This is a genomic window from Serratia sp. PL17 (assembly GCF_017832355.1).
Taxonomy (GTDB): Bacteria; Pseudomonadota; Gammaproteobacteria; order Enterobacterales; family Enterobacteriaceae; genus Serratia.
Genome location: NZ_JAFIBY010000005.1, coordinates 101750 through 123690 on the forward strand (window position 1 = coordinate 101750; position 21941 = coordinate 123690).

A 21941-nucleotide genomic window follows, 5' to 3' on the forward strand; every position below is an offset into this window, starting at 1 on the left:
CAGGCGGGGTATGCCCCCCGTTGCCGGAGGGGTGTTGGGATTAGCGGATTTTCACCAGGGTACGACCGGTGACTTTGTTCTCCAGCAGCGCGGCAGCGGTAGCCGGAGCCTGTTCCAACGTGATTTCTTGGGTAGCTTGTTGATAGAAGCTGTCCGGCAGGATACCCGCCAGGCGCTCCCAGGCGGTTTGACGGCGATGCAGCGGCGTGTGTACCGAGTCCACGCCTTGCAGGCGTACGTTGCGCAGAATAAATGGCATAACCGTGGTCGGCAGGTGATAGCCACCGGCTAAACCGCAGGCCGCGACGGTACCGTTATAGTTCATTTGCGCCAACACGCGCGCCAGCAGTGTGTCACCCACGGTATCTACGGCACCTGCCCACAGCTGTTTCTCAAGTGGGCGCGGGGCTTCGAGATAGCCACTGCGCGATAGCACTTCTTTGGCGCCGAGCGCTTTTAAATATTCGGTATTGCTTTCACGGCCGCTGATTGCCGTGACGTGATAGCCCAGTGCCGCAAGAATGGCGATCGCCGTACTGCCTACGCCGCCACTGGCACCGGTAACTAAAATATTGCCATCATCGGGATGCACGCCGCCTTCTTCCAGTGCCATCACGCACAGCATGGCGGTAAAACCGGCGGTCCCGAGGATCATGGCTTTACGTTCATCTAACCCGTGTGGAAGTGGTACCAACCATTCGCCGGAGACCCGCGCTTGTTCCGCCAGGCCGCCCCAATGGTTTTCGCCCACACCCCAACCAGTAAGCACCACGCTTTGGCCTTCTTTAAAGCGATCGTCGCGGCTATGATGGACGGTACCGGCGAAATCGATGCCGGGCACCATCGGGAAATTACGTACGATCTTGCCTTTACCTGTGATCGCCAATGCATCTTTATAGTTAAGGCTGGACCAGTTGACGTTCACCGTCACGTCGCCGTCGGGCAACTGATCGCTACCGATATCCTTGACGTGAGCTAGAGTTTGATCGTCTTGTTGTTCCAATAACAGTGCGCGCATGTCACTCTTCCTCTCGTTTGCATTTTTGCCAAAGATGGCTGAATCAGATTTCAATGACTATATGCATAATAAGAAATTTATGTCCTGATAAAGGACAAAAAATAATGATTGAAGGTTTTCATCGTTGGCGATGCTTGATAGCTTGAGCGGCAAGATCGGTTGGTGGATACCCTTGGGTTGAGCCAGTGACTCATTAAAATATCAAGGTATTGTGTTGGATTCATTTGAGAGGATTCGGGGCCTTTATACTTCCAAAGGTGAAAATTCACGTAACCATAACGGACAAGGCACAGGGATGCGATTCACCACCAAACTCTCTGCATTGATCACCCTGCTTGTTGCTCTGGCGATGTTTTTGATGCTGATGGGCTGTTCATACAGTTTCTTCTACGTCACACAAGATCGTCTGGAGCGTCGTTTCGACTCACTGATGACCTCGCTCGATCAGGCGATGCTGCGTGAATCCCCCGAAGAGCAGAAACAATGGCTGCCTTTGGTGATGCGCCCGCTCGGTATTGTTGCGGTCAGCATAGATACCAGTAGCAGTAATCTTCTCTCTTATAAATTACCGACGGTCAAAGCGCCCTGGGAGTCTCTTAGCGGTTATCGGCAAGTCGCCCAGCCGCTGCTACAGCACCCTGGCGCCTCACTGACGATTACTTATGTTGATCCTTTCGCCAGCGACGTGCGTTCCTTGCAATCCACCGCCGCTGTGACGCTGTCTATCGTCGTGATGGTGATGATCCTGCTGTTCAGCCTGCGCTGGTTACGGGAACAGGCCGATGGCGAGGATCGGCTTGAGCGCCGTGCGCGCCGCATTTTGAATGGCGAACGTGAAAGCGTGATGCAAGGTGACGTGCGTGAATGGCCTGCGAACGTTAGCGGCGCTCTCGATCGCCTGTTGGCGGATCTGGCGGAGGCTCGCGAGGAGCGCAGCCGGGTCGATACGCTGATCCGCGCCTTTGCCGCTCAGGATGCCAAAACCGGGCTAAACAACCGACTCTTCTTCGATAACCAGCTCACCACTCAGTTGGAAGAGGCCGGCTCGCACGGCATTGTTATGATGGTGCGATTACCGGATTTCGATACGCTGCGGGAAATCCACGGTAACACCGTGGTGCAGGAACTGATGTATTCACTGGTTAACCTGTTGTCGACCTTTGTGATGCGCTATCCGGCGGCGCTGCTGGCACGCTATTTCCACAGCGATTTTACCGTTCTCTTGCCGCACCGCACATTAAAAGAAGCGGACGGTATTGCTTCGCAGCTGGTTCACGCAATTGACGCCTTGCCTTCAACGGCACTCATCGATCGCGAAGCGTTTTTACACATTGGCATCGTGGCATACCGCAGCGGGCAAACTACCGAGCAGGTGATTGATTTCGCAGAACAGGCAACGCGCCATGCCACGTTGCAGGGGGAAAACGGGTGGTATGTTTACGACAGCCAGGTGCCGGAAAAAGGCCGCGGTAGCGTCAAGTGGCGAACGTTGTTGGAGCAAGTGCTTGCGAAGGGAGGCCCACGGTTATATCAGAAACCGGCGGTGACGGTGGAAGGGGAAGTCCATCATCGTGAGATCATGAGTCGGATTTATGACGGGACGCAGGAACTACTGCCATCTGAATATATGCCATTAGTGCAGCAGTTGGGGTTGGCGGAAAGCTACGATCGTCAGCTTATTAGCCGCATTCTGCCTTTGTTGGCATTGTGGCCTGAAGAGTCGTTGGCATTTACGCTGTGTGTTGATTCATTATTGCAGCGCACTTTCCAGCGCTGGCTGCGTGATAGCCTGCTACAGTGTGAAAAAAGTCATCGTCGGCGAATTCTGATTGAACTTGCTGAGGCAGATGTGTGTCAACATATCGACCGTTTGCGCCCCGTGCTGAGATTGCTTTCAGGATTGGGGTGCCGTTTGGTGGTCTCTCAAGCGGGGTTAACCGTAGTCAGTACCTCTTATATCAAGTCCTTACCGGTGGAACTGGTTAAGCTTCACGCGGGTCTGGTGCGGAGTATTGATAAGCGTGATGAAAATCAGCTGTTCGTTCAGAGCCTGACCGGCGCTTGTGAAGGCACCAGTACCCAGGTTTTTGCTGCAAGTGTGCGGACGCGCAATGAATGGCAAACGCTGAAAGAACGCGGGATTCTCGGTGGGCAGGGCGACTTTTTCGCGCCTCCAGAGCCAATAGACGTCGGGCGTAAAAAATATTCACGCCGTTATCGAGTTTAACCTGAAAGCCTGGCAAAAATTGACGTAGAATGAGCGCCAATTCATCTGGGCTATTTTATCTGTCATTTTGGGATTTTCCCCAAACTGCCTGCGACAATGACGCCTATTTGATATAGGCTCTTGTCAGTCCTTTTCTGTTGAGCGTTGGTAGGTGCTTACCACCAGCGGCAATCAGGGAATATGTTAGATTTTATGAGCTGTGTTACGCCGTTTCGTGCGCTGACAGGGTGGTAAACTGAGCCTTTGTTCAGGGAATTCAGGCCTCATCCAATTTCCGTGCATTCGAGCAGAAACAATACAGACTATTTTTCACCGAAGTAGAACGTTTTTGCGCCTTGTCGCTGCTTCGTGTGGTTGGTAAAGTAGGCGGATTTTATTTTCCGCCCCCAGCTTGCAGGATTATCCTTTAGTTATGTTTAAGAAATTTCGTGGCATGTTTTCCAACGACTTGTCCATCGACTTGGGTACCGCCAATACCCTGATTTATGTTAAAGGGCAAGGCATTGTACTGAACGAACCGTCGGTGGTTGCCATTCGCCAGGATCGTGCCGGTTCACCCAAGAGCGTTGCGGCCGTGGGTCATGAGGCTAAACAGATGCTGGGACGTACACCCGGCAATATCGCGGCTATTCGTCCGATGAAAGACGGCGTTATCGCCGATTTCTTCGTGACAGAAAAAATGCTGCAGCATTTCATCAAACAGGTCCACAGCAACAGCTTCATGCGGCCAAGTCCGCGCGTGCTGGTGTGTGTGCCGGTCGGCGCAACTCAGGTTGAACGCCGTGCCATCCGTGAATCCGCTCAAGGGGCGGGGGCACGTGAAGTGTTTCTGATTGAAGAACCTATGGCTGCGGCAATCGGTGCAGGTCTGCCGGTTTCTGAAGCGACGGGTTCGATGGTGGTTGATATCGGTGGTGGTACCACTGAAGTGGCCGTGATCTCACTAAATGGTGTGGTCTACTCCTCTTCCGTGCGTATCGGTGGTGACCGTTTCGACGAAGCCATCATTAATTATGTGCGTCGTAACTATGGCTCACTGATTGGTGAAGCCACTGCTGAACGTATCAAACACGGCATCGGTTCTGCTTATCCAGGCGATGAAGTGCATGAAATCGAAGTTCGCGGCCGTAACCTGGCTGAGGGCGTGCCACGCGGCTTTACCCTGAATTCCAATGAAATCCTTGAAGCGCTGCAAGAGCCGTTGACCGGTATCGTCAGTGCGGTGATGGTGGCGCTGGAACAGTGTCCGCCGGAGTTGGCTTCCGACATTTCCGAACGTGGCATGGTGTTGACCGGCGGTGGCGCACTGTTGCGCAACCTGGATCGCCTGCTGATGGAAGAAACCGGTATTCCGGTTGTCGTAGCAGAAGATCCGCTGACCTGCGTAGCCCGCGGCGGCGGCAAGGCGTTGGAAATGATCGACATGCATGGCGGCGATTTGTTCAGCGAAGAATAGTCAGCCCCAGGAAGGAGGAATCGTATCGGATGACTGCGCAAAGCGAAAATCAGGTACGGTTCCTCTTTCTGTTGTCGAGGAACACGCATAATTTATGAAGCCGATTTTTAGCAGGGGCCCTTCTCTGCAACTACGACTTTTTTTGGCAGTGATTGCGGCGATTTGCCTGATCGTTGCCGATAGCCGTCTCGGTACGTTCGTGAAAATACGTAACTACATGGACACGGCCGTTAGCCCTTTCTATTTTCTGGCCAATGGGCCACGTAAAGTTTTGGACAGCGTTTCAGAAACGCTGGCTACCCGCCAACAGCTGGAGCTTGAAAACCGGGCTCTGCGGCAGGAACTGCTGCTGAAAAACAGCGATATTCTTCTTCTTGGTCAATTCAAGCAGGAAAACGCCCGCTTGCGTGAGTTATTAGGCTCACCGTTGCGCCAGGACGAACATAAAATGGTCACCCAGGTGATCTCGACCGGCTCCGATCCTTACAGCGATCAGGTGGTGATCGACAAAGGTTCGGACAATGGCGTTTATGAAGGCCAACCTGTCATCAGCGATAAAGGTGTTGTTGGCCAAGTCGTCGCGGTGGCGAAGGTGACCAGTCGCGTATTGCTCATCTGCGATGCTTCACACGCGCTGCCAATCCAGGTATTGCGTAACGATATCCGGGTGATCGCGGCAGGCAGTGGGTGTGCAGACGATTTACAGCTTGAGCATCTGCCGAACAATACGGATATCCGCGTGGGTGATGTGCTGGTCACATCGGGTCTGGGTGGACGCTTCCCTGAAGGCTACCCGGTGGCCGTTGTGTCCTCGGTCAAAGTGGATAACCAGCGCGCCTATACCGTGATTCAAGCGCGACCAACGGCTGGCCTGCAACGTTTGCGCTATCTGCTGTTGTTATGGGGCGCTGACCGCAACGGGGATATGCCGTTGCCTCCGGACGAAGTACATCGCGTTGCCAATGAGCGCCTGATGCAGATGATGCCGCAGGTTCTGCCGCCGCCAGATGCCGTGGGGCCACAGTTGCCGCAGCCGGCAGCAGCCACCGGGACGGCTGTGCCAACCGCGGCACCCGCCGCGGGAGCTGCGCAATGAACCGCTATCGCAGCAACGGGCGCTGGATAATCTGGCTGTCATTTCTGGTGGCACTGGTGCTGCAAATCATGCCGTGGCCGGAACAGATCTATATGTTCCGACCGTCCTGGCTGGCCTTGATCCTGATCTACTGGGTGATGGCGCTGCCACACCGGGTTAATGTCGGTACCGGTTTTGTGCTGGGCTTGATTATGGATCTGATCCTCGGTTCCACGTTGGGCGTTCGCGCACTGGCGTTGGGGATCATTGCCTATCTGGTGGCATTCAAATTCCAACTGTTCCGCAATATGGCGCTCTGGCAACAGGCGTTGATCGTCGTGCTGTTGTCACTGGCGATGGACGTCGTGGTGTTCTGGGCCGAGTTCTTAGTGATCAACGTCTCTTTCCGCCCAGAGGTGTTCTGGAGTAGTGTGGTAAACGGCATCCTGTGGCCGTGGTTATTCCTGCTGATGCGCAAAATTCGCCGTCAGTTCGCCGTACAGTAAGGGTATATCAATGACTTCGCTTTATCTGGCCTCTGGTTCTCCCCGTCGACGTGAATTACTGACCCTTCTAGGGGTTCCGTTTGAAGTCATCTTAACGGACACAGAAGAACAGCGGCGTGAAGGGGAAGCCGCCGAAGCCTATGTGCGCCGTTTGGCGCAGGACAAGGCCAAAGCGGGCGTGGCCATGGCGCAGAAAGATTGGCCGGTACTGGGGGCCGATACCATTGTCGTGCTCAATGGCCGGGTGTTGGAAAAGCCACGCGACGAAGCGCATGCGGCAGAAATGCTGGCGGCGCTGTCGGGTAAACAGCATCAGGTGATGACCGCAGTGGCCGTCGCCGATTGCCATGATGTTCTGTGCCAGCTAGTGGTGACAGACGTGACATTCCGCAACCTGTCACAGCAGGATATTTGCGACTATATTGCAACGGGCGAACCGATGGATAAAGCGGGCGCCTACGGAATTCAAGGAAAGGGTGGTTGTTTCGTCAGAACGATAACCGGCAGTTATCACGCAGTGATGGGCTTGCCGTTAGTCGAAACACATGAGCTGCTCAGTAATTTTGTCGCATTACGTGATGTAAGAACCGGTTGATGGGTGCTGCCATTATCGACCGGTTCTGAGGAGAGGGCATGACAGCTGAGCTACTGGTTAATATCACACCGTCTGAAACGCGGGTTGCCTATATTGATGGCGGCATCCTGCAAGAGATCCACATCGAGCGCGAATCCAAGCGTGGCATCGTCGGCAATATTTATAAAGGGCGCGTAAGTCGCGTGTTGCCAGGCATGCAGGCAGCATTCGTCGATATCGGCCTGGACAAAGCGGCCTTCCTGCACGCCTCCGATATCATGCCACACACCGAATGTGTGGCTGGTGATGAGCAGAAGAATTTCCACGTGCGGGATATTGCTGAGCTGGTGCGCCAGGGGCAGGATCTGATGGTGCAGGTAGTGAAAGATCCGCTGGGCACTAAAGGCGCACGCCTGACTACCGACATTACCTTGCCTTCGCGTTACCTGGTGTTTATGCCGGGTGCGGCGCACGTTGGTGTTTCCCAACGTATAGAAAGCGAAGCCGAGCGCGAGCGTTTGAAGAAAGCCGTTGCCGGCTATTGCGATGAGCTGGGTGGTTTTATCATCCGCACCGCGGCGGAAGGCATCGGTGAAGAAGAGCTGGCGCAGGATGCCGCCTTCCTTAAACGCCTGTGGACCAAGGTGATGGAGCGTAAAAAACGCAACCAGACCAAATACAAACTGTATGGTGAATTGGCGCTGGCGCAGCGCATTCTGCGTGATTTCGCGGGTGCAGCGCTGGATCGGATCCGCGTGGACTCCCGTCTGACTCACGATCTGTTGGTGGAGTTTACCGGTGAGTACATCCCGGATATCACTGCCAAGCTGGAACTGTATACCGGTAGCCAGCCCATCTTTGATTTGTACGATGTCGAAAATGAGATACAGCGCGCGTTAGAGCGCAAGGTGGAACTGAAGTCCGGCGGTTATCTGATTATCGATCAGACCGAGGCGATGACCACCGTGGATATCAACACCGGCGCTTTTGTCGGCCATCGTAACCTCGACGAAACCATCTTCAATACCAATATCGAAGCGACGCAAGCTATTGCCCGCCAACTGCGGCTGCGCAATTTGGGCGGTATAATCATCATTGACTTCATTGACATGAACAATGACGAACACCGGCGTCGGGTACTACACTCGCTGGAGCTGGCGCTGAGTAAAGATCGGGTAAAAACCACGATTAACGGCTTCTCTCAGCTAGGCTTAGTTGAAATGACGCGTAAACGTACGCGTGAAAGCATTGAACATGTGCTGTGTCATGATTGTCCTACTTGTCATGGACGCGGCACATTGAAAACAGTGGAAACCGTGTGCTACGAAATTTTGCGCGAAATTGTGCGTGTGCACCATGCTTATGATTCCGATCGTTTCCTGGTATACGCGTCCGCGGCGGTGGGGGAAGCGCTGAAAAGCGAAGAGTCTCATGCGTTGGCGGAAGTAGAAATTTTTGTCGGCAAGCAGGTGAAGGTACAAATCGAACCCTTGTACAGTCAGGAACAGTTTGACGTTGTCATGATGTAGTCCGCCTGTGGGTAGCCAAGGTCCGGCATCGGTGGGGCTCAGCATGCTGAGCCCCACTGTGCATAGATATTCCCGTTGCCAGGCAGCGGAAGCAAGGAGAACTGCGTGAGGCGACTGCCTGGGATTTTGTTAGCTACAGGCGCCAGTCTGATTGTCGTCGTGGCGTTGCTGATCAGCGGATTACGTTTGGCACTGCCTGAGCTGAACAACTACCGCCCTCAAATACTGGCAAAGGTCGAAAGCCTTTCCGGTGTGCCTGTGCAGGTCGATTTCATGCAGGGGAGCTGGGAAACCTTCGGCCCACAGCTTGAAATGCGCAACGTGCGGGCCACGTTGCCTAAAAGTAACCTGCATATTGAACGTGTTACGCTGGCGCTAGACGTGTGGCAGTCACTGCTGCATTGGCGCTGGCAATTTCGCGATCTCACCTTTTACCAACTCCAGTTTGATCTGAACACCACACTGGGGGGGGACGCGCATCAGGGTAGCACCATCGAACCGGGGAAGATTACCGATCTGCTGTTGCATCAATTAGATCATTTCGACCTACGTGACAGCCGTCTCTCATTCCTGACGCCCGCCGGTGCCCGTGCCGAATTCGAAGTCCCGCAGCTTACCTGGCTTAACAGCCGCGATCGCCACCGTGCCGAAGGGCAGATCAGCCTGTCGACGCTGAACGGACAGCACGGTGTGGTGCAGTTACGTATGGACCTGCGTGACAATCAGGGGTTATTGAATACCGGCACGGTCTATATGCAGGCCGATAATATCGACATGAAGCCTTGGTTTACTCGCTGGTTGCGTGCAAATACCGGTCTGGAAAGCGCCGACTTTAGCCTGGCTGCCTGGCTACAGATCCAGAACGGCGAAATCGCCGGCGGTAATGCATTGCTGAAGCAAGGCGCGGCCAATTGGAGCGTGGGCGATCAGCAACACCGATTGGACGTGGACAACCTGGCGTTAACGCTCAGCCGCCAGGGCACGGGCTGGCAGGTGGATGCGCCACAGCTTAATTTGGCCACAGACGGTCAGGCTTGGCCGCAGGGCCGGCTTTCCACGTTGTGGCTCCCGGAAAACACCGAGTTTATGGGGCCGGGGCAGACTGAAGAACTGCGCGTACGTGCCACTAATATTCAGCTAGAACGGCTGGCGGCGCTGCTGCCGACTTTCTCTTTCCTGAGTCCGGACGTGCTGGAACGTTGGAATGACCTGCAACCACAAGGCAAGCTAAACGCGCTGGCGTTAGATATTCCGCTGAAGCAGCCGGAAAAAACACGTTTCCAGGCCCGCTGGCAGGATGTCAGTTGGCAGCACTGGAAATTGCTGCCAGGGGTGAACCACTTTTCCGGCGCCCTGAGCGGTGGCGTAGAAAATGGTCGCCTGCAGCTTGGTCTCACCGACAGTACCTTGCCGTACGGTGATATGTTCCGTGCGCCATTGGAAGTGAGCAGCGCCACGGGGGCGCTGACCTGGCAGTACAATGACCAGGGGTGGACGCTGGCGAGCAAGGATTTGAATGTGAAAGCCAAATCACTGTGGGTAAAAGGTGATTTCCGCTATCAGCAGCCGGCAAAAGGGGACCCGTGGCTGAATATTCTGGCCGGTATCCGTTTGTATGACGGCGCAGACGCTTGGCGTTACTTCCCTGAACCCTTGATGGGCAAGCATTTGGTCGATTACCTCAGTGGTGCCATCCAGGGCGGGCAGGTGGATAACGCCACCTTGATCTACAACGGCGATCCACAGCATTTCCCGTACCGCAAAAACGAAGGCCAGTTTGAGGTGTTTGTCCCGCTACGCCATTCAACCTTCCAGTTCCAGCCGGATTGGCCGGCGCTGACCGATCTGGCTATCGATCTCGACTTTGCCAACGAAGGGTTGTGGATGAATGCGCCGCAGACTAAGTTGGGCAACGTCGACGGTAAGAATGTCACCGCAATTATTCCGGATTATCTGAAAGAACGCCTGTTCGTTGATGCCGATGTGGCGGGCCAGGGTGCGGAGATCCATAACTATTTCAAACAGACACCACTGCATGATTCACTGGGTGCCGCGCTGGATGAGCTGCAAATTGGCGGCAATGTCAGTGGGCGCTTACATCTTGATATTCCCTTGAACGGCGAGCTGGTCCGTGCCACAGGAGAGGTTGCGCTGAACAACAACTCACTGTTGGTCAAGCCGATCGAGAGTGAACTGCAAAAGGTCAGCGGCAAGTTCCGTTTTGATAACGGTAACCTGAGCAGTGATACTTTGTCCGCCAACTGGTTCGGGCAGCCGGTTGCAGTAAACTTCAACACACAGGAAGGTAAAAGCGACTACAAGGTCAATGTGGGTCTGAATGCCGACTGGCAGCCGGGTAAATTCCCAGGCATTCCAAAGGAAGTGGCCGACACGCTGAGTGGCAGCGCGCCCTGGAAGGGCCAGGTTGCTATCGTCTTGCCTCATCAGGGGGCGGCCAGCTATGACATTGGCGTAGAGGCGGACCTTAAAAAAGTAAGTAGTCACTTACCTTCTCCGTTGGATAAATCCTCGGGTGAGCCATTACCATTAAGCGTAAAAGTGAAAGGCGGCTTGAATGGATTCATGCTGACCGGCAGCGCGGGTAAACAGAACCATTTTAATAGCGAGTGGACCTTTGCCAAAAAGCAGGTGACGTTGGCACGTGCCGCATGGCAAACCGCAGGCAGCGGAACTCCGCCACTGCCCGCGGGAAAATCGCTGACGCTTAACTTACCGGCGTTGGACGGTGAGAAATGGTTGGGGTTAATGGCTCCGGCCCTGAAACAGGGTGGCAGTTCAGGCCAGGTAGGCGGTTTCAACTTCCCGACCACCGTGGCGCTGAAAACACCACAATTGCTGTTGGGGGGTCAGGCTTGGCACAAGCTGACGCTTTCTGCCGAGAAACAGCTGGGGGGGACGCTGATCAGCGCCAAGGGCGATGAAGTTGATGGTAGCCTGCGGGTAACTGAACGCGGGCCATGGCGCGCTGACATAAATTATCTCTATTACAATCCGCAGTTTGATGCTGCAAAGGGCACTTCGACTGCGGCAACGAACCCATTGGCGACGGTGGATAAAGTGTCTTTCCGGGACTGGCCTTCGCTGATGTTGCGCTGCAAGTCGTGCTGGGTCATGGGGCAAAATCTTGGCAAGGTCGAGGCGGATCTGGCCAATCAGGGCGATACTCTCCTGCTTACGCATGGTTTGATCGATACCGGTAAAGGGCGTATGACCGCCAGCGGCCTGTGGAAGCAAAATGCGCAGGAAGAGCGCAGCTCATTGAAAGGCAAATTGCTGGGCGGCAAGATTGACGAAACCACCTCTTTCTTTGGGATAACTACCCCACTGAAAGGCTCGCCTTATGACATCGATTTTGATCTGTATTGGCATGGGCAGCCGTGGAAGCCACAGATGAATACGCTCAGCGGCGCGTTGAAGGTCAACATGGGCAAGGGTGAGATCGAGAGTATGGGCGGTGGACGCGCTGGGCAACTCTTGCGTTTGGTGAGCTTCGATGCCTTGCTACGTAAGCTACAGTTCGATTTCAGTGATACCTTTGGTAAAGGCTTCTACTTTGATTCCATCCGCAGCACGGCATGGCTGAAAGATGGCATAATGCATACCGATAACCTGTTGGTTGACGGACTGGCGGCGGATATCGCCATGAGTGGGCAGATTGATCTGGCACGCCGACGGATTGATATGGAAGCGGTAGTCGCGCCGGCCATTTCGGCCACCGTTGGCGTCGCTACGGCTTTCGTGATTAACCCGATTGTCGGTGCGGCGGTGTTTGCCGCATCTCAGGTGCTGGGGCCGCTGTGGAGCAAGATTTCATTGATTCGCTACCATATCAGCGGCGATCTGGATCAGCCGAAGATCAACGAGGTTCTGCGTAAGCCAAAGGAGGATAAGGCGCCATGAGAAATGCTAACGTTGCGTTGTTACAGTTGTGCAGTGGCGATAAGGTACGTGACAACCTGGCCCAGATTGAACAGCAGATTAAGCAACTCAATGCCGGGGTGAAGCTGGTCATGACGCCAGAGAACGCGTTGTTGTTCGCCAACTCTGCCGCTTATCGTGAGCATGCAGAGCATCAGGGTGACGGGCCGTTGCAGAATGCGGTGCGCGAGATGGCGCGGCGTTATGGCGTCTGGTTGCTGGTCGGTTCCATGCCGTTGATCAGCCGCGAGAACCCCGCGTTTATCACTACCAGCAGCCTGTTGTTTGATGACCAGGGTGAAATTCGTGCTCGTTACGACAAGCTGCATATGTTTGACGTGGACATCAAGGATACTCATGGTCACTATCGGGAATCAGACACTTACCAACATGGCCAACAGCTAACGGTCGTCGATACCCCAGTCGGGCGTTTAGGGATGACCATATGCTACGATTTGCGCTTCCCTGAACTGTATCAGGCGTTGCGAGCCCAGGGCGCTGAACTGATTTCGGTTCCTGCTGCCTTTACCCGCGTGACGGGCGAAGCGCATTGGGAAATCCTGCTGCGCGCAAGAGCGATTGAAAACCAGTGTGTGATCCTGGCACCGGCACAGGTTGGCAGCCATGGGCCGACGCGTCGCACCTGGGGCCACTCGATGGCCGTAGACGGTTGGGGCAAAGTGCTGGCCGAAAACCCGGATGCCGTATCGGCATTGAAGGTGCGGGTCGACATTACCGGGCTCAAAACCATTCGCGAACAGATGCCGGTATTGCAACACAACAGATTCCAGACGTCGCTAACCGCGCCGTTTGAAAAAAACTCCTCCATTAAAGAGTAAAAAAATTATGAGCCTGACGTTTGTCAGTGAGCAGTTACTTGCTGCCAATAAGCTGAGCCACCAGGACCTGTTTTCCGTCTTGGGGCAACTGGCCGAACGCCGCCTCGACTATGCCGACCTCTATTTCCAGTCCAGCTACCACGAAGCCTGGGTAATTGAAGACGGCATTATCAAGGATGGCTCTTACAATATTGATCAAGGGGTCGGGGTACGCGCCGTCAGCGGCGAGAAAACCGGCTTTGCCTATGCCGATCAAATTACCCTGAACGCATTACAGCAAAGTGCTCAGGCAGCGCGCAGCATCGTACGTGACGCAGGTAACGGCAAGGTGCATACCTTGGGCGAAATCAGTCATAACGTCCTGTATCCAGTGCTCGATCCGCTGCAAAGCCTGCCGCGTGAAGAGAAAATTGCCCTGCTGCATCGCGTCGACAAGGTCGCCCGTGCCACCGACAAACGGGTACAGGAAGTGAGCGCCAGCATTACCGGCGTGTACGAGCAGATCCTGGTTGCGGCAACCGACGGGACGCTGGCGGCGGATGTTCGCCCATTAGTCCGTTTATCTGTCAGCGTGCTGGTGGAAGAAGACGGTAAGCGTGAACGCGGTTCCAGTGGCGGCGGCGGCCGTTTCGGTTACGACTATTTCCTGGAGATGGCCGAGGGCGAAGTCCGCGCTGATGCTTACGCCAAAGAGGCGGTGCGCATGGCGTTGATTAACCTTTCTGCCGTAGCGGCGCCAGCCGGCAATATGCCGGTGGTGCTGGGTGCTGGCTGGCCGGGCGTGTTGCTGCATGAAGCGGTAGGTCACGGCCTGGAAGGTGACTTCAACCGCCGCGGTACGTCGGTGTTCAGCGGTCAGATGGGGCAATTGGTGGCTTCTGAACTTTGTACGGTAGTGGATGATGGTACCCTGCAAGGTCGCCGAGGTTCTCTGGCGATCGATGACGAAGGCGTGCCGGGCCAGTACAACGTGCTGATCGAGAACGGCATCCTGAAAGGCTACATGCAGGACAAACTTAACGCTCGCTTGATGGGCGTTGCGCCGACGGGCAACGGTCGTCGTGAGTCTTACGCGCATCTGCCAATGCCGCGCATGACCAACACCTATATGTTGGCGGGCAAGTCCACGCCGGAAGAGATCATCGCCAGCGTTGAATACGGCCTGTATGCGCCTAACTTTGGCGGCGGTCAGGTAGATATCACCTCCGGCAAATTTGTTTTCTCCACCACCGAGGCCTATTTGATCGAAAAAGGCCGCATTACCAAACCGGTGAAGGGGGCGACGTTGATTGGCTCAGGGATTGAGGCGATGCAGCAGATATCGATGGTCGGCAACGATCTGGCGCTGGATAAAGGCGTGGGCGTTTGCGGCAAAGAAGGGCAAAGCCTGCCAGTGGGCGTCGGTCAACCGACCCTGAAGCTGGATACCCTGACCGTTGGTGGTACCGCGTAATTTTTTTTCCAGGGGCCGATTTACGGCCCCTGTCAGCTTTCGTTTTGCGGCTCGCGTTGTATTTAAGCCCTGGTTTAAACCTTCACTTCCCCAATCCTTTCCAATGCGTCCACCACCAAATCCCAGAATTTTTCCTGATCCAGCGTCACGGCTACCTGAGTATGGCAATCAGGCGGCGGCGGGGCGCGGAAGTCGGCCACCGTCATACCCAGCGTCAGGGTACCGGTTAACTCAATATCTACCGGCACTTTACGCACCGTCATGACTTCAGGGTCGATGACATAGGCCACCGCGCAAGGATCGTGTACCGGTGGGGCGCTAAAGCCCTGCGCTTGCTGATACATCTTGCCAAAGAACTCGAGCAGCTCGCCAACAAACCTGGCTGGCCCTGTGTGGATGGCGGCGATGCGTGCGCACACCTCCGGCGTGGCAAGCGCCTGGTGGGTCAGATCCAGCCCAACCATCGTCAGCGGCCATTTTTCATTGAACACGATGTGCGCGGCTTCCGGATCAATCTTGATATTAAATTCTGCCACCGCGCTCCAGTTGCCCACGTGGTAGCCACCGCCCATCAACACCACTTCTTTAACACGTTCCGCAATACGGGGTTCTTTACGCACCGCCATGGCGATATTGGTCAGACCGCCGGTCGGGACAAGCGTCACACTGCCTGGCGGGCGGGCCATGATGGTATTGATGATCAGATCGACTGCATGGCAGGGTTCCAGTGCCAATGTTGGCACTGGCAACACGGGGCCATCCAGGCCGGACTCGCCATGGATATCGGGTGCGACTTCGATCTGGCGCACTAGCGGGCGCGGACAGCCGGCGGCAAAGGGGACACCGGTAATATTGGCGATGCGCGCGACGGCCAGCGCATTACGGGTGACCTTATCCAGTGTTTGATTACCGACCACGGTGGTCACAGCCAACAGATCAATCTGCGGGTTACCCCAGGCCAGCAGCATGGCGATCGCATCGTCATGCCCCGGATCGCAGTCCAGTATGATTTTTTTCATTTTTATTCCTGATGCAGGGAGAGGTTCCCGCAGCATAGCGCACCGACGGCAGGCCAGGTAATGACCGATAATGCTTTTTGTTAACTACATCAAAGCGTTGCTGATTCAGTGATGTAATTAAACGTAAATCCGCCTTCATTGCTCTTTACCCTGGAGTTTACTCTAGGGTTTAAGGTGAAACCTGGCGTAACGCAGAGAGGAGAAGCGTGATGAGCATGTTGAAAAGGCTCTTGGGGCAAGGCGGTTTCGGTGGTGGTCATCAAGGTTCTGGCCATAGGCGTGGGCATCATGGCAACCGTTATAATCAGTATGGCGATCAGGGGCCGCAATGCCTGCAATGTCAGGCGCCTAACAAGCCCGGTGCGCGTTATTGCCACCGTTGCGGGCAGCCTTTTGAAACGCCCACAGCACAATGCAGCGGGTGTTCCGCACCTCTGCCGGCAGGCAGCCGTTTTTGCCAGCAATGTGGCAAGGCGGCTAGCGGAGGGCAGCCATGACGAAACGCGGAGGGAGTGCCATAGTGCTGTTGGTTGCCATGGCGTTATGGACGCTGTTGGCGTGGGGGGCTTCCGGTATCTTGGGCTGGCTGCCTGCACTGACGGGGCTGGCGCAGAGCGGGGCGGCCCAGTTAACGCCACCGCTTACCGGTTTGCTCAGCCTGGTACCGCAGACGCTGTTGGATACCGGGTTGCCCTTGTTGCAGCAGCTGGCGAGCGGGTTGGCAGGTTCTTTCCCGCGCCTGCTCACCTGGGCGGGATATGCCGTCTGGTTAATCTGGGGTCTGGGCATGCTGGTATTACTGGTACTGGGTGCCTGGGCTCGTCGTGTTCTGCTCAACGATAGCCCTGATAGACCTCACCCACGCGCTTAAAGTAGTCGGTCAGGTAGTTGATGCACACCTGTACTTTGAGCGGCAGCTTATCTTTCTCGGTGTACACGGCGTACACCGGGCGAGGATCCGAATGATAACTTTTGAAAAGGATCTCGATCTCGCCGCGTTTGATCTCTTCGATCACCCACATCAGCGGTGCATAGGCAATGCCTGCCCCGGCTTTTAACCAGCGGATCATGGTCTGTGAATCATTGGTGACGAAACGCCCCTGCGGTGCAATACGTGTACTGATGCCTTCCGGTGCGATCAGTTCGAATTCACTATCCGGACGCACGCTGTATTCCAACCAGGAAAAATTGACCATGTCGCTCGGTTTTTGTGGTGTACCGTACTGGCTGAGATAGCTTTTGGCGGCACACACCACCATTGGCATTGAACCCAGTCGTTTGGAAAACAAGCTAGAGTCCTGCAGCGCACCCGTGCGAATCACCACGTCCAATCCATCAGCGATCAAATCCGGTGCCGGAATGCCGGTCACCAGGTTCACGGTCAGACCGGGATACTCTTTCAGCATATCGGCGGTCATGGTAGCCAACACGTTTTGCGCCATGGTGGATGAGCTGCCAATTCGTAGCGTGCCGGTCGGCGTATTGTTAAAGGCGTACAGCTGTTCGTGCACTTCGCTGACTTCCAGCAACATGCGACGACACCCCTGATAGTAAATTTTTCCGGCTTCCGTCAGGCCAATACTGCGCGTGCTGCGATTAAGCAGCTTAACCTGTAGCTCATTTTCCAGTTTGGAGACGGTCTGGCTGATAGATGAAACGCTCATATCAAGCTGACGTGCAGCCGCCGTAAACGACCCGCATTCAACCACTTTGGCGAATACCGACATCCGTTTTAGTCTTTCCATTATTCACTCTGGCTTAAAAGTGATTTAGATCACAGATTGTTGATGAGTTGATAGTAAGCAAGCTAATATAACGTAGTCGGGTGGAAAGACCTTACCAACGCGTGAGTGTGATCGGCAGCGTCATTGGGGCCGAACCCTCAGGTATCCTCGCAATTCCTATCGCGGATGTACGTTCCAGAGTTTACTCTTTTTTCAGGTTCCTGACCTGTCTGGGCCGGAATTTGTGGTGCGCGCACGCTAAAATGTAAAGAGAATGTGAATGGGAATATACCCTATAGCTTTCAAGTTGCAGCCAGGCGCCCAACTTGCTCATCCTCAGGTGCTTACTTTAGTAAGTCACTGGGGTGATAGCGTGCAGGTAACAACGCTGCAACTTGAAAGATGACGGGTATAAAGGTTAATGCCCGGTGCAGTGAGTAATAAGGAAAAATTGATGAGTTTGCTTCCGGTTATGGTCATTTTCGGACTGTCGTTTCCCCCGGTCTTTTTTGAGTTGCTGGTTTCGCTAGCGCTGTTTTTTTTGCTGCGCCGGTTGCTGCAGCCCACCGGGATTTACGATTTTGTCTGGCATCCAGCGTTGTTTAATACCGCGCTGTATTGCTGTTTGTTCTATCTGATTTCATGTCTTTTCGTTTGAGGTCGCTGTGAAAAATTTTTCAATAAAAATAGCCCGAATCGCGATCACACTGATCCTGGTCCTGCTGGGGATAATCGCCATCTTCAAAGCGTGGGTGTTCTACACCGAGTCCCCCTGGACGCGAGACGCCAAGTTTACTGCTGACGTGGTCGCGATAGCCCCAGATGTCAGCGGTCTGCTCACCGACGTGCCTTTGGTAGATAACCAACTGGTGAAGAAAGGGCAGGTGCTGTTGGTGATCGATCAGCCGCGTTATCAGCAGGCATTGGCGCAAGCCAGCGCCGATGTTGCCTATTACCAGACGTTGGCAGCGGAAAAAAGACGTGAGGCTGGCCGCCGTGTACGTTTAGGTGTGCAGGCGATGTCGCAAGAAGAGATAGACCAGGCGAATAACGTACTGCAGACGGTCGAGCATCAGTTAGCCAAGGCCGTCGCGACACGCGAACTGGCGCAGTTGGATCTGGAACGTACCACGGTACGTGCACCGGCTGACGGTTGGATCACCAACCTGAACGTACACGCAGGCGAATACATTACACGTGGCTCGGTTGCTGTGGCGTTGGTGAAGAAAAACAGTTTCTACATTCTGGCCTATCTGGAAGAAACCAAGCTCAATGGCCTGAATAAAGGCGACCGTGCAGAAATCACTCCGTTGGGCAGTAACCGGATTATGCATGGTACTGTCGATAGCGTGGCCGCTGCCGTCAACAACAGCAGCAGCACTATGAACAGCAAAGGCTTGGCGTCGATCGACAGCAACCTTGAATGGGTGCGTCTGGCGCAGCGCGTACCGGTGAAAATTCTGTTGGACGACAAAGACCAGTTACATCCTTATCCGGCTGGGACCACCGCCACGGTGGTGATCACCGGTAAGAACGATCGCGCTGTCGATAGCGGCTCGCCTTTTGTGCGTTTGATGCATCGGCTGCGTGAGTTCGGTTAATGAATAACCCAACCTTTATCCGGCTGAGATTTGCCTTCAAGCTCAGCTTTGCGATTGTGTTTGCGCTGTTTGTCGGTTTCCATCTCAACCTGGAAACCCCACGCTGGTCGGCGATGACGGCCGCCATCGTGGCTGCCGGCCCGGCCTTTGCGGCGGGCGGCGAACCCTTCTCCGGCGCGATTCGTCATCGCGGTTGGTTGCGCATTATCGGTACTTTCATCGGTTGCTTTGTTGGCCTGGTGATTATCGTCACGACAGCGCGTGCGCCGGTGGTGATGCTATTGCTGTGCTGTATCTGGGCTGGTTTCTGTACCTGGCTGTCCTCGCTGATTAAAGTCGAAAACTCCTATGCCTGGGGTTTGGCGGGCTACACGGCGTTGATCATCATTGTGACCGTCGCCAGCAGTGAATCCCATCTGTTAGAAGCGCCGCAGTTTGCCATTGAGCGCTGTAGCGAGATCGTGCTGGGGATCGTCAGTGCTGTGCTGGCGGATCTGCTGTTTTCACCGCGTTCAATCAAGCAGGACATCGATCGCGCGGTGGATCAACTGTTGGTGGATCAGTACCGATTGATGCAGATGTGTATTAGCAACGGCGAGAAAGAAGACATTGACCGCGCCTGGAGCAACCTGGTGAAAAGCACCACGGCGCTGAACGGTATGCGCAGCAATTTGATGATGGAGTCATCACGCTGGCAGAAAGTGAACCGCCGCGTTCTGGCGCTGCATACCTTGTCGCTGACGCTGATCACCCAGGCGTGTGAGACCTATTTAATCCTGCTGAACCACCCGGATGCGCTGAAAGAGAACATCCGCGAGTTATTGATGGTACCGGCGGAAACGCCGCAGGAAATCCATAAACGCATGAAGTTGCTACGGCAGGTGCTGACGACCAACCGTACCGACGAGACTTTAGTGACCATCACCAGTTGGGTTGGCGCAGCCACCCGCTATCTGCTGCTGGCCAAAGGTGTACACACCAACAGCAGCATTAGTGTGGTGGAGGAAGGGGTGTTAAGCAGTGAGGTTGTGGTCAAACCCACCTCGGCGGAAAGACACCATGCGATGATTAACGGCCTGCGCACCTTTGTGGCAACGGCGTTTGGTAGCTTATTGTGGTTATGGACTGGCTGGACGTCCGGCAGTGGTTTTATGGTGATCATCGCGGTGATCACTTCATTGGCAATGCGTACTCCCGCGCCGCGTATGGTGGCGATGGACTTTGTGCTGGGTATGCTGGCGGCGATCCCGGTTGGTTCACTGTTCTTTATGGTGATCCTGCCCGCGACCCAGCAAAGTATTTTACTGCTGTGTCTCAGCCTGGGCCTGTTGGCCTTCTTCATCGGTATCGAAGTGCAGAAACGGCGGTTGGGATCGCTCGGCCTGTTAGCCGGGACCATCAACATACTGGTGCTGAGCAATCCGATGGAGTTCAACGTGACGCAGTTCCTCGACGGGGCGCTCGGTCAGTTCCTCGGCAGCTGCGTGGGGCTGATGGTGCTGTTACTGATTCGTGATAACTCACGTGAACGTACGGGACGTACGTTACTGAACCAGTTTGTCAGCAGCGCGGTATCGGCGTTGACCACCAAGGCGTCGCGTCGTCGACAAAACCATCTGCCGGCACTGTACCAACAACTCAATCAACTGCTGATGATGTTCCCGAACGATATCGCGAAGTACCGTCTGGCGCTCAACCTGATCATCGCTCACCAGCGTATGCAGCGAGCGGAGATCCCAGCCAGCGAGGAGCTTTCAGCATTCCATAAGCAGATCCGCAATACCGCCGACCATGTCGTTTCGGCTAAAAACGATGTGAAGCGTGCGTACTATTACGATCGGTTATTGGGCGAAATGAATGACTATCAGCAAAAGCTGGTGGATTATCAGGCACCACTTAGCGTCACTGGGCCAGTAAAACGTCTGGCTGACATGCTGCATCGCTATCGCCATGCGTTGATCGACTGACACGCCAAATGCCCCTGCGGGGGCTATACTTGCCAAAGAAGAGCCTGTTTCGGAGTTGCACTGAGTGCCAGACGCGCTGCAAAATGGCATGATTAGCATGGATGGGTGATGCAAGTGGTTCGGCGCGGTTTCCCCTGAAGCGAAAACGTTATATGCCAGTCATCTCTGCTTCATCCTTTTCATCTATAAATCCAACTAGCATGGGTGCTGATGCACCCCTGTCTGCCATAATTCAGGGACAGCAATGAATAAGCGGATCCTCGTGGCGATAGTCATCGCCGTTGTGTTGGCCGGTTTTAATGCACTGCGCGGCACCGATCGGGTGATTGCCAACGTGCCGGCGGTGGCCGAAGGTCAGAGTATTGACCAGCTAACGCAGCAGAAAAGGGTAGTGAGTTATCTGCAGCAGCATCAGCGGTTACCGGACTATTACATCACCAAGAAGCAGGCGCGGGAACAGGGGTGGGATGCACGCAACGGGAATTTGTGTTCGGTGTTGCCGGGTAAAGCCATTGGTGGCGACCGTTTCTCAAACCGTGAAGGGCAACTGCCTACCGCCCGCAGCCGGGTATGGCGCGAAGCGGATATCAATTATCAATGCGGCCGGCGCGGTGCCGATCGCTTACTGTATTCCAGCGACGGCCTGATTTTTGTCACGCGTGACCATTATAAAAACTTCATTCGGGTGGAGTGAGCTTGATGGCAAAAGTAGAGTTCGATTTTAATCAGATTAACGATTTACCGGCGTTCTACCGCGACTTTGCAGATAAGTTTGCGCTGGATGAGGCGTTTGGCGCCAATCTGGATGCGCTCTGGGACGTGGTAACCGCAGACATCAGCTTGCCGGTCGAGATTGAATTTACCCATCTCAATGCCCGCAGCAAACGTCGTTTTGGCGCGATTATCCTGCTGTTTGAAGAAGCGGAAGAAGAACTGGAAGGCAGTTTGCGTTTCAATATTCGTGAAAGCAGCGGTGAACCTGCACATCACCGGGGATGAACTGGGTTCATCCCG

General features: G+C 54.8%; 19 protein-coding genes. 16 read left to right on the forward strand and 3 right to left on the reverse strand.

All coding sequences use genetic code 11. The features are described 5' to 3' along the window. Positions 1-40: 40 nt before the first annotated feature. Entirely contained in the window at positions 41-1018 is a 978-nt protein-coding gene (locus JOE25_RS16800) for an MDR family oxidoreductase (RefSeq protein ID WP_209637072.1), read from the reverse strand. Positions 1019-1313: 295 nt separating this feature from the next. Here JOE25_RS16800 and csrD point away from each other — a divergent pair, with 295 nt between their 5' ends. The 9 genes from csrD (at position 1314) to tldD (ending at position 14616) form a co-directional block, all read left to right on the forward strand. Beyond that, positions 1314-3245, forward strand: a complete 1932-nt coding sequence (csrD, locus tag JOE25_RS16805) for an RNase E specificity factor CsrD (protein WP_209637074.1) — start codon at positions 1314-1316, stop codon at positions 3243-3245. Positions 3246-3657: 412 nt separating this feature from the next. Next, positions 3658-4701: a rod shape-determining protein MreB gene (gene mreB, locus JOE25_RS16810; RefSeq protein ID WP_012147106.1), complete on the forward strand. Its 1044-nt coding sequence runs from the start codon at positions 3658-3660 to the stop codon at positions 4699-4701. Between the two features lie 94 nt (positions 4702-4795). Further along, entirely contained in the window at positions 4796-5797 is a 1002-nt protein-coding gene (gene mreC, locus JOE25_RS16815; RefSeq protein WP_209637076.1) for a rod shape-determining protein MreC, read from the forward strand. Next, entirely contained in the window at positions 5794-6282 is a 489-nt protein-coding gene (gene mreD, locus JOE25_RS16820; RefSeq protein ID WP_012147104.1) for a rod shape-determining protein MreD, read from the forward strand. Before mreC ends, mreD begins: the two co-directional genes overlap by 4 nt. A gap of 10 nt (positions 6283-6292) precedes the next feature. Beyond that, positions 6293-6877 (forward strand): nucleoside triphosphate pyrophosphatase, encoded by a 585-nt coding sequence (locus JOE25_RS16825; protein ID WP_209637078.1) that lies wholly within the window; start codon positions 6293-6295, stop codon positions 6875-6877. A gap of 38 nt (positions 6878-6915) precedes the next feature. Next, on the forward strand, positions 6916-8385 hold the full coding sequence (gene rng, locus JOE25_RS16830) for a ribonuclease G (protein ID WP_209637080.1): 1470 nt from the start codon (positions 6916-6918) through the stop codon (positions 8383-8385). A gap of 105 nt (positions 8386-8490) precedes the next feature. Further along, on the forward strand, positions 8491-12306 hold the full coding sequence (gene yhdP / locus JOE25_RS16835) for an AsmA2 domain-containing protein YhdP (RefSeq protein WP_209637082.1): 3816 nt from the start codon (positions 8491-8493) through the stop codon (positions 12304-12306). Then, positions 12303-13163, forward strand: a complete 861-nt coding sequence (gene nit1 / locus JOE25_RS16840; protein ID WP_209637090.1) for a deaminated glutathione amidase — start codon at positions 12303-12305, stop codon at positions 13161-13163. The genes yhdP and nit1 overlap by 4 nt, the downstream gene beginning before the upstream one ends. A gap of 7 nt (positions 13164-13170) precedes the next feature. Then, a complete protein-coding gene (gene tldD, locus JOE25_RS16845) occupies positions 13171-14616 on the forward strand; it encodes a metalloprotease TldD (protein ID WP_209637092.1) in 1446 nt (481 codons plus the stop codon). Between the two features lie 74 nt (positions 14617-14690). Here the strand turns inward: tldD and JOE25_RS16850 are convergent, their stop codons facing one another. After that, positions 14691-15635, reverse strand: coding sequence for a nucleoside hydrolase (locus tag JOE25_RS16850; RefSeq protein WP_209637094.1), 945 nt, complete (start codon positions 15633-15635; stop codon positions 14691-14693). A 215-nt stretch (positions 15636-15850) separates the two neighbouring features. On the opposite strand from JOE25_RS16850, the gene JOE25_RS16855 reads away from it, so the two are divergent. Continuing rightward, complete coding sequence (locus JOE25_RS16855) at positions 15851-16132, forward strand: zinc ribbon domain-containing protein (RefSeq protein ID WP_245209979.1); 282 nt, start codon at positions 15851-15853, stop codon at positions 16130-16132. Beyond that, a complete protein-coding gene (locus tag JOE25_RS16860) occupies positions 16129-16506 on the forward strand; it encodes a hypothetical protein (RefSeq protein ID WP_209637098.1) in 378 nt (125 codons plus the stop codon). The genes JOE25_RS16855 and JOE25_RS16860 overlap by 4 nt, the downstream gene beginning before the upstream one ends. Here the strand turns inward: JOE25_RS16860 and aaeR are convergent. After that, positions 16469-17380 (reverse strand): HTH-type transcriptional activator AaeR, encoded by a 912-nt coding sequence (gene aaeR, locus JOE25_RS16865; protein WP_037416253.1) that lies wholly within the window; start codon positions 17378-17380, stop codon positions 16469-16471. The genes JOE25_RS16860 and aaeR overlap by 38 nt on opposite strands. A 433-nt stretch (positions 17381-17813) precedes the next feature. Here aaeR and aaeX point away from each other — a divergent pair, with 433 nt between their 5' ends. The 5 genes from aaeX (at position 17814) to JOE25_RS16890 (ending at position 21926) form a co-directional block, all read left to right on the forward strand. Then, complete coding sequence (gene aaeX, locus JOE25_RS16870) at positions 17814-18017, forward strand: p-hydroxybenzoic acid efflux pump operon protein AaeX (protein ID WP_004936952.1); 204 nt, start codon at positions 17814-17816, stop codon at positions 18015-18017. A 7-nt stretch (positions 18018-18024) separates the two neighbouring features. Continuing rightward, on the forward strand, positions 18025-18960 hold the full coding sequence (gene aaeA / locus JOE25_RS16875) for a p-hydroxybenzoic acid efflux pump subunit AaeA (protein WP_209637101.1): 936 nt from the start codon (positions 18025-18027) through the stop codon (positions 18958-18960). Continuing rightward, on the forward strand, positions 18960-20927 hold the full coding sequence (gene aaeB, locus JOE25_RS16880; RefSeq protein WP_209637103.1) for a p-hydroxybenzoic acid efflux pump subunit AaeB: 1968 nt from the start codon (positions 18960-18962) through the stop codon (positions 20925-20927). The genes aaeA and aaeB overlap by 1 nt, the downstream gene beginning before the upstream one ends. Before the next feature lie 244 nt (positions 20928-21171). Continuing rightward, positions 21172-21621: a ribonuclease gene (locus JOE25_RS16885; RefSeq protein WP_209637105.1), complete on the forward strand. Its 450-nt coding sequence runs from the start codon at positions 21172-21174 to the stop codon at positions 21619-21621. 5 nt (positions 21622-21626) lie between these two features. Continuing rightward, positions 21627-21926, forward strand: a complete 300-nt coding sequence (locus tag JOE25_RS16890; RefSeq protein WP_209637107.1) for a barstar family protein — start codon at positions 21627-21629, stop codon at positions 21924-21926. Positions 21927-21941 lie beyond the last annotated feature (15 nt).

Coding starts and splice junctions, on each gene's coding strand:
- rng (WP_209637080.1), top strand. CDS start 6,916: ATGACAGCTGAGCTACTGGTTAATATCACACCGTCTGAAACGCGGGTT.
- mreD (WP_012147104.1), top strand. CDS start 5,794: ATGAACCGCTATCGCAGCAACGGGCGCTGGATAATCTGGCTGTCATTT.
- mreC (WP_209637076.1), top strand. CDS start 4,796: ATGAAGCCGATTTTTAGCAGGGGCCCTTCTCTGCAACTACGACTTTTT.
- JOE25_RS16825 (WP_209637078.1), top strand. CDS start 6,293: ATGACTTCGCTTTATCTGGCCTCTGGTTCTCCCCGTCGACGTGAATTA.
- JOE25_RS16890 (WP_209637107.1), top strand. CDS start 21,627: ATGGCAAAAGTAGAGTTCGATTTTAATCAGATTAACGATTTACCGGCG.
- nit1 (WP_209637090.1), top strand. CDS start 12,303: ATGAGAAATGCTAACGTTGCGTTGTTACAGTTGTGCAGTGGCGATAAG.
- JOE25_RS16885 (WP_209637105.1), top strand. CDS start 21,172: ATGAATAAGCGGATCCTCGTGGCGATAGTCATCGCCGTTGTGTTGGCC.
- JOE25_RS16855 (WP_245209979.1), top strand. CDS start 15,851: ATGTTGAAAAGGCTCTTGGGGCAAGGCGGTTTCGGTGGTGGTCATCAA.
- csrD (WP_209637074.1), top strand. CDS start 1,314: ATGCGATTCACCACCAAACTCTCTGCATTGATCACCCTGCTTGTTGCT.
- tldD (WP_209637092.1), top strand. CDS start 13,171: ATGAGCCTGACGTTTGTCAGTGAGCAGTTACTTGCTGCCAATAAGCTG.
- JOE25_RS16850 (WP_209637094.1), bottom strand. CDS start 15,635: ATGAAAAAAATCATACTGGACTGCGATCCGGGGCATGACGATGCGATC.
- aaeR (WP_037416253.1), bottom strand. CDS start 17,380: ATGGAAAGACTAAAACGGATGTCGGTATTCGCCAAAGTGGTTGAATGC.
- aaeX (WP_004936952.1), top strand. CDS start 17,814: ATGAGTTTGCTTCCGGTTATGGTCATTTTCGGACTGTCGTTTCCCCCG.
- JOE25_RS16860 (WP_209637098.1), top strand. CDS start 16,129: ATGACGAAACGCGGAGGGAGTGCCATAGTGCTGTTGGTTGCCATGGCG.
- JOE25_RS16800 (WP_209637072.1), bottom strand. CDS start 1,018: ATGCGCGCACTGTTATTGGAACAACAAGACGATCAAACTCTAGCTCAC.
- mreB (WP_012147106.1), top strand. CDS start 3,658: ATGTTTAAGAAATTTCGTGGCATGTTTTCCAACGACTTGTCCATCGAC.
- aaeB (WP_209637103.1), top strand. CDS start 18,960: ATGAATAACCCAACCTTTATCCGGCTGAGATTTGCCTTCAAGCTCAGC.